This is a genomic window from Pantoea sp. PGP6, assembly GCF_053474785.1.
Map to the genome: position 1 here is coordinate 701,038 of NZ_JBQBMA010000001.1, position 14,505 is coordinate 715,542.

10 protein-coding genes are annotated in these 14,505 nt (G+C 60.5%); 8 read left to right on the forward strand and 2 right to left on the reverse strand.

Annotated features, from left to right (window positions below; all coding sequences use genetic code 11):
• Nucleotides 1-136 precede the first annotated feature (136 nt).
• Together ACLIBF_RS03395 and ACLIBF_RS03400 are read left to right on the forward strand one after the other, a co-directional pair.
• Complete coding sequence (locus ACLIBF_RS03395; RefSeq protein ID WP_279810212.1) at nucleotides 137-2,272, forward strand: putative bifunctional diguanylate cyclase/phosphodiesterase; 2,136 nt, start codon at nucleotides 137-139, stop codon at nucleotides 2,270-2,272.
• Nucleotides 2,273-2,361: 89 nt separating this feature from the next.
• Nucleotides 2,362-3,774 carry an aminotransferase-like domain-containing protein gene (locus ACLIBF_RS03400; protein ID WP_031377794.1) on the forward strand — a complete coding sequence of 471 codons (1,413 nt, stop codon included), beginning with the start codon at nucleotides 2,362-2,364 and terminating at the stop codon, nucleotides 3,772-3,774.
• On the opposite strand, the gene ACLIBF_RS03405 is transcribed toward ACLIBF_RS03400, so the two are convergent.
• Nucleotides 3,753-4,235 carry a YlaC family protein gene (locus tag ACLIBF_RS03405; protein ID WP_031377795.1) on the reverse strand — a complete coding sequence of 161 codons (483 nt, stop codon included), beginning with the start codon at nucleotides 4,233-4,235 and terminating at the stop codon, nucleotides 3,753-3,755. The genes ACLIBF_RS03400 and ACLIBF_RS03405 overlap by 22 nt on opposite strands.
• A 304-nt stretch (nucleotides 4,236-4,539) precedes the next feature.
• On the opposite strand from ACLIBF_RS03405, the gene ACLIBF_RS03410 reads away from it, so the two are divergent.
• The 6 genes from ACLIBF_RS03410 to ACLIBF_RS03435 all read left to right on the forward strand — a co-directional run bounded on the left by ACLIBF_RS03410 (nucleotide 4,540) and on the right by ACLIBF_RS03435 (nucleotide 13,237).
• A complete protein-coding gene (locus ACLIBF_RS03410; RefSeq protein ID WP_031377796.1) occupies nucleotides 4,540-5,142 on the forward strand; it encodes a cupin domain-containing protein in 603 nt (200 codons plus the stop codon).
• A 138-nt stretch (nucleotides 5,143-5,280) separates the two neighbouring features.
• Nucleotides 5,281-6,348, forward strand: a complete 1,068-nt coding sequence (locus tag ACLIBF_RS03415; RefSeq protein WP_046289244.1) for an ABC transporter ATP-binding protein — start codon at nucleotides 5,281-5,283, stop codon at nucleotides 6,346-6,348.
• A 15-nt stretch (nucleotides 6,349-6,363) separates the two neighbouring features.
• Nucleotides 6,364-7,365 (forward strand): ABC transporter substrate-binding protein, encoded by a 1,002-nt coding sequence (locus ACLIBF_RS03420; protein WP_031377918.1) that lies wholly within the window; start codon nucleotides 6,364-6,366, stop codon nucleotides 7,363-7,365.
• A gap of 2 nt (nucleotides 7,366-7,367) precedes the next feature.
• The gene (locus tag ACLIBF_RS03425) at nucleotides 7,368-9,107 is read left to right on the forward strand and encodes an ABC transporter permease (RefSeq protein WP_279810213.1); all 1,740 of its coding nucleotides are present in this window, start codon (nucleotides 7,368-7,370) and stop codon (nucleotides 9,105-9,107) included.
• Complete coding sequence (locus ACLIBF_RS03430) at nucleotides 9,095-10,183, forward strand: MBL fold metallo-hydrolase (RefSeq protein WP_448309360.1); 1,089 nt, start codon at nucleotides 9,095-9,097, stop codon at nucleotides 10,181-10,183. Before ACLIBF_RS03425 ends, ACLIBF_RS03430 begins: the two co-directional genes overlap by 13 nt.
• 204 nt (nucleotides 10,184-10,387) lie before the next feature.
• Nucleotides 10,388-13,237: a bifunctional diguanylate cyclase/phosphodiesterase gene (locus ACLIBF_RS03435; protein ID WP_279810215.1), complete on the forward strand. Its 2,850-nt coding sequence runs from the start codon at nucleotides 10,388-10,390 to the stop codon at nucleotides 13,235-13,237.
• Here the strand turns inward: ACLIBF_RS03435 and ACLIBF_RS03440 are convergent.
• Nucleotides 13,234-14,298, reverse strand: a complete 1,065-nt coding sequence (locus ACLIBF_RS03440; protein ID WP_031377067.1) for a LacI family DNA-binding transcriptional regulator — start codon at nucleotides 14,296-14,298, stop codon at nucleotides 13,234-13,236. The two genes, ACLIBF_RS03435 and ACLIBF_RS03440, sit on opposite strands and share 4 nt — an antisense overlap.
• Between the last annotated feature and the right edge of the window lie 207 nt (nucleotides 14,299-14,505).

The following is a 14,505-nucleotide window of genomic DNA, read 5'->3' on the forward strand; positions in this document are numbered from 1 at the left end:
CTTGAACACATTGGAAACATGTATCGTGACAGGTTAATTATCCCGCAGATATTGCCGATAACCTGTACAACAAGACAATCCCTGATCCTTACTCACACCACCCAGCTGCTGGCACGGCTTTTCTCGGGAATGCACTATGTTAGTGACCTCATACGACTCTTTTATCGTCATCGTTTCGATTCTTGTTGCGATGCTGGCTTCGTTTACCGCGTTAGATATGGCGGGACGGGTGGTGCATTCAACCGGCAAGGTGGCGCTGGTGTGGCTGTTCGGCGGCGGTTTTGCCATGGGGATCGGCATCTGGGCGATGCATTTCATCGGCATGCTGTCGATGAACATGGAAATGGTGATGAGCTACAACGCCGGACTCACCGCGTTTTCAGCCGGCATCGCGGTCTGCGCCTCCATCTTTGCGCTGTGGCTGGTGTGCAACGGCGATTTGCCGTTACGGCGGCTGGCGGGTGGCGCGCTGATCCTCGGCAGCGGCGTGGTCGCCATGCACTATACCGGCATGGCTGCGTTGATGTTCTCACCGGGTATCGTCTGGAACTGGCGCTGGATCGCCGTGTCGGTGATCATCGCGCTGGCGGCTTCCGGCGCGGCGCTGTGGCTGGCTTTTAACCTGCGCGAAGGCCAGACCGGCCGGGTGACGCTGTTGCGTATCGGTGCCTCGGTGGTGATGGGCGCGGCTATCGCCGGCATGCACTACACCGGCATGATGGCGGCAGAGTTTCCGCTGCACAGCCACCCGACCACCCACGGCGTCAACAGCAACTGGCTGGCGATTCTGGTCACGGTGGTTACCATCTCAATCCTCGGCATCACGCTGCTGGTGTCGATGCTGGATGCCCGCATGCAGGCGCGCACCTCGATTCTGGCCAGTTCGCTGGCCGAGGCGAACCGTGAACTGGCCCAACTGGCGCTGCACGATAACCTGACGCGCCTGCCGAACCGCATTCTGCTGGAGGACCGGCTGGAGCAGGCGATCAACAAGGCGAACCGGGAGCAGACCCAGTTTGCGCTGATGTTCATGGATCTGGATGGCTTTAAGGCGGTTAACGACGCCTTTGGTCACCATATTGGCGACAATCTGCTGATTGGCGTCACCGAGCGGATGAGCCAGCAAATGACCGGCTACTACACGCTGGCGCGGCTGGGCGGCGATGAGTTTGTGCTGCTGATTGAGATTGACGATCCTAATGATGCGGCTGCGGTCGCCGATAAGCTGGTGAAAGCGGTCGATCGTCCGTTTGATATTTCGCGTTATGAACTGGTGGTGTCGCTCAGTATCGGGATTGCGGTCTATCCGGGCGACGGCGAGGATGAGCGTGAACTGATGTTCAACGCCGATGCAGCGATGTACCACACCAAAAACAACGGACGTAACGGCTACACCTTTTTCCAGCCGTCGATGAACCTGCTGGCGCAGAGCCAGCTACAGCTCAATAACGATCTCTGGCAGGCGCTGGATAACAACGAGCTGCGCCTGTTCTATCAACCTAAATATTGTGCGCCACGCGGGCCGATCCTCGGTTTTGAGGCGCTGCTGCGCTGGCAGCATCCGCAGCGCGGTCTGCTGACGCCGGACCAGTTTTTACCGATGGCGGAGAAAACCGGGATGATCGTCGGCATCGGCAACTGGGTGATCAACGAAGCCTGCCGCCAGCTGCGACAGTGGCACCTGCAGGGCCATCCGCACTGGTCGGTGGCGGTGAATCTCTCGGCGCTGCAGTTTGAACAGAGCAACCTGGTGGAGACCGTCACCCGGGCGCTGGCGCAGCATGAGATCCCACCCGAGCTGCTGACGCTGGAGGTGACCGAAACCACCGCTATGCGCGATCCAGATGAGAGCGTTCGTATCCTGACCGAGCTGACTAAGCTTGGCGTGAAAGCCTCGATTGATGATTTTGGCACCGGCTATTCCAGCCTGCTTTATCTGAAACGTTTACCGGCCAGCGAGCTGAAGATCGATCGGGCATTCGTCAATGAACTGCAGCATCACAGCGAAGATGCCACCATCGTCTCGGCGATAGTGGCGCTGGCGCAGTCGCTGCAGCTCAAAGTGGTGGCCGAAGGGGTGGAAACGCCTGAGCAGCAGGCTTTTCTGACCAGCCTCGGTTGTAACACCCTGCAGGGCTATCTGCTGGGTAAACCGATCCCGCCTGACCGGGTCAACGAACTGGCTAATTTTGTCGGCGATGAAAAAGTGGACATCAGCGCGGCGCTGAAGCCTGGTGAACCGCCGTTAGCGGCACAGGTTGCGCCAGCCTGACCCCTGCTGGCAAGATAAGTGGCAAGCCCGGCCTGTCATTAGCCGTCGTGCATGGTAAAGTCTCGCGGGTGAAAAAGGAGAGGCGACCCGTGGCGAAATACCAGCGATTGATGGATGAAATTCAGCAGCAGATAGAGGCAGGCATCTGGTTGCCGGGCACCCGTTTACCCTCGTTGCGCCAGCAGGTTGCGCAGCAGGGGCTTAGCCTGATGACGGTGCTGCACGCCTACGAGCTGCTGGAGAGTCAGGGCTGGATCGTCTCCCGGCCGCAGTCTGGCTACTACGTCGCGCCGCGTGCCTTAGCACCGGCACCGCTCAGCGTCACCATCAGCGAGCAGGTCGATATCAACGACTTTGTGTTTGATGTGCTGCAGGCGACCCGCGATCCGGCCATCGTTCCCTTTGGTTCCGCCTTTCCCGATCCCGCACTGTTTCCGCAACGCCAGTTGATGCGCTCGCTGGCAAACGTCTCCCATCAGCTGACGCCAACCGATGCGCTGCACAATCTGCCGCCCGGCAATGCCACTCTGCGGCAGCTGCTGGCGCAACGCTATGCGCGTCAGGGCATTACCCTGTCGCCGGATGAGATCGTCATTACCAGCGGCGCGCTGGAGGCGCTTAATCTCAGCCTGCAGTCGTTAACCGAGCCGGGCGATTATGTGGTGATTGAGCAGCCGAGCTTTTATGGCGCATTACAGGCGATTGAGCGGCTGAAGCTCAAGGCGCTGGCGATTCCGGTTGATGCCCAGAACGGTATCGATCTGGTGCAGCTGGAAGAGGCGCTGCAGCGCTGGCCGGTCAAAGCGTGCTGGCTGATGACAACGCTACACAACCCGCTGGGCGTCACCTTATCAGCCGAGCGTAAGCAGCAGCTGGTGGCGCTGCTGGCGCGTTACCAGGTGCCGATGATTGAAGATGATGTTTATGCTGAACTCTGGTCAGGCGACACGCCACCGCTGCCCGCTAAAGCCTGGGATCGGCAGGGTCACGTGCTGCACTGTGGCTCGTTCTCAAAGTCGCTGGTGGCCGGATTCCGCGTTGGCTGGGTAGCGGCCGGCCAGCATGCGCAGCGTATTCAGCGTCTGCAACTGATGAGCACCCTGTCAACCAGCGCGCCGATGCAGCTGGCGCTGGCCGATTTTCTCGCCACCCGACGTTACGACACCCACCTGAAACGGCTGCGACAGATTCTGGCGAAGCGCCAGCAGATGGTGCGTCAGGCATTGCTGAAAGTGCTGCCGCCGCAGGCGACGCTGAGCGAAGCGCGCGGTGGCTATTTCCTGTGGGTAACGCTGCCAGACAACATCAACACCACGCAGTTGTATCAGCAGGCGCTGGCGCAGGGGATCAGTATTGCACCGGGGCAGTTATTTTCGGCGGGGGAGCAGTTCAGTCACTGCTTTCGACTCAATACCGCCTGGCCGTGGGATACGCGGGCCGAGGCGGCAATTGAAACGCTGGGTAAGCTGATGGCGCAGGGTCAGACGCGCGCCGCTTCCTGATGTCCCCAGGTCAGGTAGTAGACATCATAAAAATCGACTTCGCCTTTTTGCGTCAGCAGGCGCTGGATACCGCTTTTAACCCGCTCTGGCGTCTCCGGCAGCGACAGGATACGTGACACCGCCTGCTCGGGAACCGGCTGGACGTAATACCATTCGCCGTTGTAGCAGACGCGCAGATCGAGCGCATCAATATCTTCGAAACGGTATTTAGGGTTGATATCCAGCAGCATTAAAAAGCTCATCACCAGCACGAACGCGGTGGCAAACCAGAAGGCTGGCCAGCCGAGCATTTCAGTCGTGAAGATCAGCGCGACGCACAGACCGTAGCACAGGTACATCACCGCCCACAGGCCGGGATGGTTTTTCAGAAATGAGAGGCTAAAGCGCGGCCGATTGTCGCGACGTTCTTCGCGGTTGAGCGTGGCGATCTCGTCGATCAGGATTTGTTTAATGGCTTCCATTTTTTTACCTCACTGTCATCTGTTAGCGATTAGAACAGATAACAGTCAAGAATATCAGAAACAGATTTGTGCACTTTTTATATAACAGTTGCCCTCATCACTGCGCCCGCCGCCTGACATTTTGCAACAATTTCGTGCAGTGATAACCACCATCCTCAACCGCTGCGCTATGGCGTCGCAACATTGTTAACGACACATTTGGCTTTAGTTAGCAATATCAGTTAATTATGTTAATTGTGCTGGCTGGCGCACATTGCATTGTGGCCGGGCTTTGCCACACTTAGAAAAAAACCGGAGAACCTGTATGACTGTTCAATCCTCCAGTCTGATGTTGCTGATGTCGTTCGCCGCGGGCACCTTCTCTGCCGGGGCTTCTGACAATCCCCAGCACCTGATGCTCGCCAGCCCGTCGGGCGGCGTGCCAAATAACCCGTTACCCCTGATTATCTGGCCGCGCGTGGCGCCGGATGAAGAAGAGGATATCGCTGCGTGGTTTGAAACCACCTTCGGACAGCACGGCTGGCCGCCAGCCTGGCGCTATCCGATCTTTCCCTATACCCATTATCACCCGAATACCCACGAACTGCTGGGTGTGGCGGCGGGCTGGGCGGAAGTGCTGTTTGGCGGCGACAGCGGCCGGATGGTGACGCTGCGCGCCGGTGATGCGGTACTGATCCCGGCGGGCGTCGGCCACAGGCAGGTCAGCGCCAGCGAAGATTTTCTGGTCGTCGGCGCTTATCCGCAGGGCATGTCACCGGAAACGCTACGTGACGAACCCGCTAAGCTGAAAACGTCGCAGGCGCAGGTCAAAAACGTTCCGCTGCCGCATCAGGATCCGTTTACCGGCAAAGAGGGTGCCATGACCGATATCTGGCAGCCGATTGCCGCGCTGACCGCACAGCAATAGGCCAGAAACGGCGGCGAGTGCCTGCCAGGGCGTAGCCGCCCGATCGGCTGTCGCCACTCTGAAGCCAGGCTGTCACCGGGCTGTCATCAAACTGTCGTAGCGTTTTGCCCACAACGTTAACGGCAGGGGCAGAATGAGATGGCGGCAATTTCGTTAACCGGACTGCACAAAGCATTCGGGGCGCAGCCGGTACTGGACGCGATTTCGTTACAGATTCACCAGGGCGAGTTTGTTGCCGTTCTGGGACCGTCGGGCTGTGGCAAAACCACGCTGCTGCGGCTGCTGGCGGGTTTTGAAACCCTCGACAGCGGTGAAATCAGCATCGGTGAGCGGCGGGTCGCGGCTGACGGACTGCATCTGCCACCGGAAGCGCGCAATCTCGGCGTGGTGTTTCAGAACTATGCTTTATGGCCGCACATGACGGTGGCGGAAAACGTCGCCTACAGCCTGAAGGTCAACGGCGTGGCACGCGCCGAACGCGAGTTGCGCACCACTCAGGCGCTGACGCTGGTCGGGCTGGAGCGCTTCGCTGCTCGCCGGCCGGCCGATCTCTCTGGCGGCCAGCGTCAGCGCGTGGCACTGGCCCGCTGCCTGGTCGCGCGGCCTACGCTGGTGCTGCTGGATGAGCCGCTGGCCAATCTGGATGTCCACCTGCGCGCCACCATGGAAGAGGAGTTCCGCCGCTTCCATCGTCACAGTGGCGCCACCTTACTCTATATCACCCACGATCAACGCGAAGCGATGGCCTTAGCCGATCGCATCGTGGTGCTCGATCACGGCAAAGTGATGCAGTTCGCCACGCCGCAGACCCTGTGGCGCGAACCGGCTAACGAGATGGTCGCCACCTTTATTGATGAAGGACGGGTACTGCCGGTCAGCGATATTGAACCGCTCGATCCAGGCAAGGCGACCGCCACGCTGTGCGGGCTGCGGGTATTGCTGCGCTGCTCGCCTCAGCAGCGTCCGCTACCGCACGGCAAAGCCAGCTTCCACAACGTCAGTTTCCGCCTGGCGGATAGCGATGAACGTCAGTTTGCCGCCCGCGTCGAGCGGATTATCTTCCGCGGCGGCTATCATCAACTCAATCTGCGCCCACTCAATCAACCGGATGTCAGCCTGTCGCTGACGCTTAACGATGCTGCATTACTGGCGGTGGATGACACCGTCGGCGTCGCCGTCGATGACGGCTGGATTCTTCCTGCATAAAGGGTTTCAGACACCATGAAAAGGGCTTTTCGCACCTCGTTTCACGCGCTGTTGTTGTTATCGGGCCTCACAGCCTCCTCTCTGTCGCTGGCGGCGGACGCGTCCGGCGGCAAGCTGGTGATCTACACCTCTCAGGCACCTGAAATTGCGCAACAGACCATCGACGCGTTTAAGGCCGCTTACCCGACAGTGGAGGTGGAGTGGACCCGCAACGGCACCACCCAGCTGATGAACGTGTTGCACACCGAGATGATGAGCGGCCAGGTCAAACCTGATGTGCTGCTGGTGGCCGACGCGATCAATCTTGGCGCGCTCAAGAAAGAGGGCCAGCTTTATGCCTGGCAGGATGCGCCGGTCAGCCAGCTTAATCCCGCCTATTACGATGCGGATAAAACCTTCTTCGGCACCAAGATTATCGCCACGGTAATCGCTTATAACACCCAGCGCGCCAAACCGGTCACGAGCTGGAAAGCGCTGGCAGTGGCGGAAAACAAAGGCCAGATTGCGGTGCCGAGTCCGCTCTACTCCGGCGCGGCGCTGTACAAGCTGCACACTGACATCAATACGCCGTCCATTGGCTGGGAATTCTATCAGCAGCTGGCCGCCATCGGCATCGCGCCGCAGGGCGGCAACGGACCGGCGCTGAAGGCGGTCGCCAGCGGCATGGATAAGTATGGCGTGATCACCGACGCCGATATTATCCGCGCCAGAAAACAGGGCTCGCCGATCGATCTGGTCTATCCGCAGGAGGGCGTTTCCTACGTCACCGAACCGGTGGCGATCATGAAGTCAGTGCATAACCTGCCAGCCGCCAAAGCGTTTGTTACCTTTATGCTGTCGGAAGCGGGTCAGCAGCTGGTGGCGAAGCAGGGCAACCGGCCGATCGATTCGCGCGTGGCGGCTCCTGAAGGTTTTGCGCCAATTGATCAGATCAAACTGCTGACGCCGGACGTGGCGAAAGCGGTGGCCGATGACGCTGCGGTACGCGAAACCTTTACCGAACTGTTTGGTGGCTGACGATGAGCGTGCTGGGCAATGAATGGCGTAGCAGCCTGGCCGCCAGGCGCGGCAGATGGCGGGCGGAACCGCTGGTACTGGCACTGCTGGTGCTGGCGATCGGCCTGCTGTCGGTGGCGCCGTTTGCCCGGCTGATCGTCACCGCGCTGGCACCCGATGGCGTGGTGGACAGCGATCGCCTGCTGAGATTGCTGGTCAGCCAGCGCGTGCTCAGCGCCACGCTGAATACGCTGGCGATCGGCATCAGCGCAACCCTGCTGGCGCTGCTGCTGGGAACGGTGGCGGCGTGGCTGGTGGCGCTGACCGATCTGCGCGCCAAAGCGGCCTGGGTATTCGCCTTTATCCTGCCGCTGATGATCCCGCCGCAGGTGACCGCGCTGGCCTGGATACAGGCGCTGGCACCGGGAAGCTGGCTGGCCGCGCTGGTCAGCGCGCTGGGGGGAACCTGGCTGGCTGCTGGCGAACAGCCGCTCTATTCGGCAACTGGCATGGTGCTGCTGCTGGGCCTGCACAATGCGCCGCTGGTGTTTCTGACGGTGCGTGCCGGGCTGCGCCGTTTGCCCGCTGAGCTGGTGGAGGCGGCGCGCATCAGCGGTGCATCGCCCTGGCAAATTCTGTTCACGGTGATCCTGCCGCTGGCACGACCCGCAATCTTCGCCGGGGCGGCGCTGGCGTTTGTCGCCGCCGTTGGTAACTTCGGCATTCAGGCGATGCTGGGGATTCCGGCGCGGGTGCCGACGCTGATTACGCTGGTTTATCAGCAACTCAATACGCTCGGGCCGGGGGCGCTGCCCAATACGGCGGTCTATTCGATGCTGATTGCGCTGATTACGCTTGCCGGCATGCTGATCAGCAACTGGCTTGGCGGACGGCGTGACGTGCGGGTCAGTGGCTCGCCGCGTCCCTGGCACCAGCCGCTGCGGCGCGCCCGGCTGCCGGGTGAAATCCTTGCCTGGCTGTGGATGGTGATCACTCTGCTGCTGCCGCTCAGCGCCTTGCTGGTCACCGCCTTAACCCGCGGTTTTGGTCAGGCGCTGAATTGGCAAACCCTGACGCTGGAGAATTTTCAGCAGGCGCTGTGGGGCTATCCGGCGATCCGCCAGGCGTTCGTGACCAGCCTGTGGCTCACCGGCCTCAGCGCGATAGTGCTCAGCGTTATGGCGCTGTTTCTGGCGTTCTTTCTCAGCTGGCGTCGCAGCCGACTGGTGCGCGGGCTGGGGTTCGCCAGTGAGCTGACCTATGCACTGCCCGGCATTGTCACTGGCGTGGCGGCGATGCTGTTTTTCCTGCGGCCTCTGCCGCTGCTGGGGGTTTCCCTCTACGGCACGGTGTGGATCATTCTCGCGGCCTATCTGGCTAATTTCCTGGCGCTGGTGCTCAGGCCGACGCTGGCCGGATTCGCGCAAATCGAACCCTCACTGGATGAGGCGGCGCGCCTGTGCGGGGCGGGGCTGATGCGGCGGATGACTGATATTCTGTTGCCGCTGGCGGCACCCTCGGTGCTGGCTGGTGCGCTGCTGGTGTTCCTCACTGCGCTGAATGAAATACAGGTTTCGGTGCTGCTGGTGACTGCGCAAACCCAGACGCTTGGCCCGACCATTATCTTCCTTGATGAAGGCGGATCGGCACCGCTGGCGGCGGCGGTTGGCTGCCTGATGATTGGCGTGGTGCTGGGCTTAATGTTGCTGGCCAGCCGGCTGACGCGCCGTCTGCCGCAGGGGGTGCTGCCATGGCAAGCCTGACGGTAATCAGCGGCGTCGGCGGTAAACTGCCGGCCGCTTTCCTGCTGGAGGTCGAGGGCTACCGGCTGCTGTGGGATTTGGGCGCCGGGCCGGAGCCTGGCGTCCGGCCCGACGTCGCCGCCATCGGCCAGGTTGATGCGCTCTGCCTGACCCATTCCCACGTTGATCATGCGGCCGCGCTGGATAGCTGGGCCGGGATTGGTTCACCGCCGGTCTATGCCAGTGACATCACCTGGCAGCAGCTGGGCGAGTGCGGCGTACCGCCTGAGGCGCGACGCATCCTGCCGCTGCGTGGCCAGTGCGCGCTGGGGCCGCTGAATTTGTTTACCGGACGCAGCGGGCATTCGCCGGGATCGATCTGGTTTCATCTGCCGATAGCAGGTGGCATCACCTATATGGGCGACTGGAGCCGCGAATCGCTGCTGTTGCCGTTTGATTGCCCGCCGCGCGCCCGGCTGCTGATCACCGATGGCTCCTATGGCGACCGCACCCAACGGCTGGCGCAGCAGGTCGACGCGCTGGCGCTGGCAGCACGCTCGGGCGCGGTGGTCACGGCGCCGCTGCACGGACGCGGACCGGAGATGGCGTTGCAGCTCAGCGCGCGCGGGCTGCCGGTGGTGATGTGCCCGCAGGTGCGGGAAGAGGTGGCGCAGCTGCTGGCGCTCAACAGCCTGCCGGTTGCCGCCACGCTGGCACTGGCCAGATTGCTGCGCGTCGCCACCCCGGACTGCTGGCGACCGGACGCGGTAATCGTCGCGGCGGATGCGGTCGCCGACAGTGGCCTGGCGGCGCAGCTCAGCCAGCAAGCCGGGTTTCGCCTGATCTTCAGCAGCCACGTCTCCGCCGGAACCCGTGCCTTTGAGATGCTGCAAACCGGTACGGCACGCTGGTTGCCGTGGAACGTCCATCCACCGCTCGACGACCAGCTGACGCTGATCAGACAGACGGCCGCCCGGCAAGTGATCGCGGCGTTCGTCGCGCCGGAACAGTGTCAGCAGCTGATAAGACAAAGTCAGGCAACGCTCTGCTGGCAGCCTCATTATCCGCTCTGCTCGCGCTGGGAAAGCGTCGCCTGACGCATCGCCATTGCCGCGTCTCTCCTCTGGCTGACGCGGCGGCACGATTGAATATTTACCCGCTGCTGCCGATAAACCTCCTACTAAGTTTGGTGATTCTTCTTATTGCGCTTGTGATCCCGGCCCATTTCGGCTGTAGTCTGCGCACATTATTAAGAACATTCCTAAGCCACTATCCGGCTACACAGCAGCAGGCTAAAAACAATGGATAATAACGCTGATGTCATCTATCGCATGCTGGTACAAAGCGTGATGGATTACGCCATCACTATGCTAAAACCGGACGGCACCGTCGCCAGCTGGAACCCCGGAGGCCAGCGCACTCTGGGCTATACGGCAGACGAAATTATCGGCCGCAGCGTCATCCTGCTTTACAGCGAAGAGGATCGTCGCCGGGGCCTGCCGCAGCGCGGACTGGATCTCGCCGCCACCGCCGGACAGTATGAAACCGAAGGCTGGCGCTATCGCAAAGATGGCAGCGCGTTCTGGGCGCATGAAGTGATCAATCCGATGCGCAGCGATGCCGGTCAGCTGGTGGGATACGCCCAAATCATCCGCGACTGTACCCGGCAGCAGGAGCATCAGCGCAAAGAACGTGAGCAGGAGGCGCGCTTTCGCCTGCTGGTCGAAGGCGTCACCGATTACGCTATCTATATGCTCGATCACGACGGCAACGTAGTGAACTGGAATGCCGGTGCCCAGCGCGCCAAAGGCTACGTTGCCGAAGAGATTGTCGGCCAGCACTTCTCGCGCTTCTACAGCGCGCAGGATCGGCTCAATCATCTGCCGGCTCAGAACCTGCAAACCGCTTATCGCACCGGCCGTTTCGAAGATGAGGGCTGGCGCTATCGCAAAGATGGCAGCGCGTTCTGGGCGCACGTGGTGATCGATGCGATCCGCGACGATCAGGGCAAACTGATCGGCTACGCCAAAATCACCCGCGACTGCAGCGAGCAGCAGCGCATCCGTAACCTGCAGCGTGACCAGGAGCAGCGTTTCCGCCTGCTGGTCGAAGGCGTAACCGATTACGCTATCTATATGCTGGATATTGAGGGGCGGGTGGTGAACTGGAATGCCGGTGCCCAGCGCGCCAAAGGCTACAAGGCGGACGAGATCGTCGGCCAGCATTTCTCCCTGTTCTACAGCGCGCAGGAACGGCTGAACCGCACGCCGGAAGCCAACCTCGGTATTGCACTGAAGACCGGTCGCTTTGAAGATGAGGGCTGGCGTTACCGCAAAGATGGCAGCGCGTTCTGGGCGCACGTGGTGATCGACGCGATCCACGATGATGACGGCAAGCTGGTGGGCTTTGCTAAAATCACCCGCGATCGCACCGAACGACGTGAACAGGAGCAGCAGGTGCTGCGCGCCCGCGATCTGGCTGAGGCGCAGAGTGCGCAGAAAACCGCGTTGTCGAAGTTCCTCGACAACATCATCGCCAATATTCCCTCCTGCGTGATCGTCGAAGATGCGATCACCCGCGAGATCCTGCTGGTCAACGATCGTTCGCAGCAGCTGTTTGGCCTGTCGAAATCGCTGATCGTCAACAAACGGCCACACGAGTGTATGTCGCCCGAGCTGAGCGACTATTTCAACAACCTTGCCGATGTGGCGCTGCGCAGTGAAGGCATCCATGAGCGTGAGCAACTGCTGATGACCGCCAGCGGCGAACGCATTCTGCATACCCGCGCGACCGCGATCAATGGCCAGGATGCGCGACGTAATTACCTGATGCTGATTGTTGAAGATGTCACCGATCAGCGTGCCGCCGACGCCCGCATTCACCATATGGCGCACCATGATAATCTTACCAGCCTGCCCAACCGCATCCTGTTTCGCCAGCGTCTGAGCGAGGCGTTGCGCACCGCCAGCCAGACTGAGCGTCAGACGGCGGCACTCTGCCTCGATCTGGATAACTTCAAGAACGTCAATGACGCGCTGGGCCACCAGATTGGCGATGAGCTGTTACGCTCGGTGGCAAAACGTCTGCGCAGTACCCTGCGCGATCAGGATACGCTGGCGCGCATTGGCGGCGATGAGTTTGCCATTGTGCTGCCTTCAGTGACCAGCAGCGAGGAAGCCAGCATCGTGGCGCAGCGCCTGATCGAGGCGATTCGGCCGCCGGTTAATATTGAAGGTCATAACCTGTCGGTCGGACTGAGCGTCGGCATCGCGCTCAGCACCACCATCACCAATACGCCGGAACAGCTGCTGCGCTGCGCCGATATGGCGCTGTATGAAGCCAAACGCAATGGCCGTAATCGCTTCGAGCATTTCACCCTGGCGATGGATGACGTGGCGCGCAGCCGGCGCGTGATTGAGAATGATTTGCGCGATGCGATCAGCGGTGGGCACCTCAAGCTCTACTATCAGCCGATCACCAACGGCGACAACAAAACCATCATTGGCTATGAAGCGCTGATGCGCTGGCATCATCCGATCCGCGGGCTGATCATGCCGAACGACTTTATACCGATCGCGGAAGAGACCGGGCTGATCCACATGCTGGGGGCTTTCGCCTTGTATGAAGCCTGCCGTGAAGCATCAAGCTGGGAAGGGGTGCAGTCGGTGTCGGTTAACCTGTCACCGCTGCAGTTCAAAAACAGCTCGCTGGTCTCCGTGGTGGAAGGCGCGCTGACGGAATCGGGGCTCGACCCGGCCCGGCTGGAAGTGGAGATCACCGAGTCGGTATTGCTGGATGACTCGCTCGGCAATATCCGTACCCTGCAAAACCTCAAAGCGCTGGGGGTTCAGATTGCGCTGGATGATTTCGGCACCGGCTACTCTTCCCTGAGTTATCTGCGATCCTTCCCGTTCGATAAGATTAAAATTGATAAGTCGTTCATTAATGATATGGGTGACAGCCGCGAGGCGCTGGCGATTATCCGGGCGATTACCGGCATGAGCCGCAGCCTGGACATTCAGATCACTGCAGAAGGCGTGGAGAGCAACGAACAGTTCGCTAAGCTGCGTGATGAGGGCTGTACGCTGTTCCAGGGCTTCCTGTTCGGACGTCCGCAGCCCTCGGAGCTGCGGCTGAAAACGCTGGATTAATCATACAGGCCATGCTGCTGGACCGGCGCATGGCTAAGATTATCGCGGATGCGGCGCACCGAATCGCGCACCACCAGTTTGCCATTCAGCAGCAGCGTGCCGGGCGGTGCGCCCGGATGCAGCCGCAGTTCCTGCAGCATTCTGACGGCCGCCGCGCCCAGTTCATCACGCGGCACCTGGACTGAGGTCAGCGGAATATCGTGGATGGCGGCCAGATTAAAGCCATCCATGCTCATCACCGAAATATCCTGCGGCACCCGCAGTCCGGCCTGCTCCAGCGCGCTGACCGCACCGGCCGCGATGTAGTCACCGCTGGCCAGAATCGCCGTCGGGCGCAGCGCTTCAGGGCAGTGGCGCAGATATTCACTCAGCCGTTCCGCCGCTTCATTGCTGCTGAAGCTGTTGAGGGTCAGCAGATGCTGACGGCTGTCAAAACGCAGATTCATTGCGTGCCAGGCGTCGCGCACGCCCTGCAACCGCTGCTCCATGGTGTAACGGCGCAGGCAGTGCAGCGACAGAATCTGCCGGTGTCCCTGCTCAAACAGGTAGCGTGCCGAAAATTCACCAATCAGCTGATGATGCGGCGAGACCGAAGGTAAACGCATCCGGCGATCCCGGGCGTTAATCAGCACGCAGGGCTTGTTCATCTCTGCCGCCAGCTGGTGGATATGCTCATCATCAATGCCGATCAGCAGTGCGGCCTCGGTCTGCTGCATCTTATCGATAAACAGCGCCGCATCACTCTCAATCTCCTCCAGCGCGCAGTAGCGCAGCCTGACCTCATGCGGTTCCACCGCCTGACTGATGCCCTGAATCACCTTGTAGTAGAAAATGTCGCTGCGCACGTCAAACGCGCGTGGCGGCGCAAACACCATCAGATTATTCAGCAGCAGGCGACCACTGTGCAGGTTGTCCAGCACGCCCTGCTGCTGAGCAATGGCCAGCACCTTGTCACGGGTGGCGGGGCGGGTATTCGCTTTGCCCGCCAGCACCCGCGATACGGTGCTGATCGAGACGCCACTTAACGCCGCAATTTCACTCACTTTCAGCCTTTGTTTCATTCTGTGATCGCCTTCAAATCTGCTGATGAAAAATTTTTCATAGCGTGCTGAATCGCGTCAGATAAGCGATTGACCACACTTTTTGCGCTGGCGTTAGCCTGCCATGAAAAGAGTTGCAAAAAAGAGGCTGTACCCACGTTTCACACTTTTCTAACGTCGTTGCACAGACACGCGGTACGCCTGCCGGCGGTGTGAGTCATCAATGCA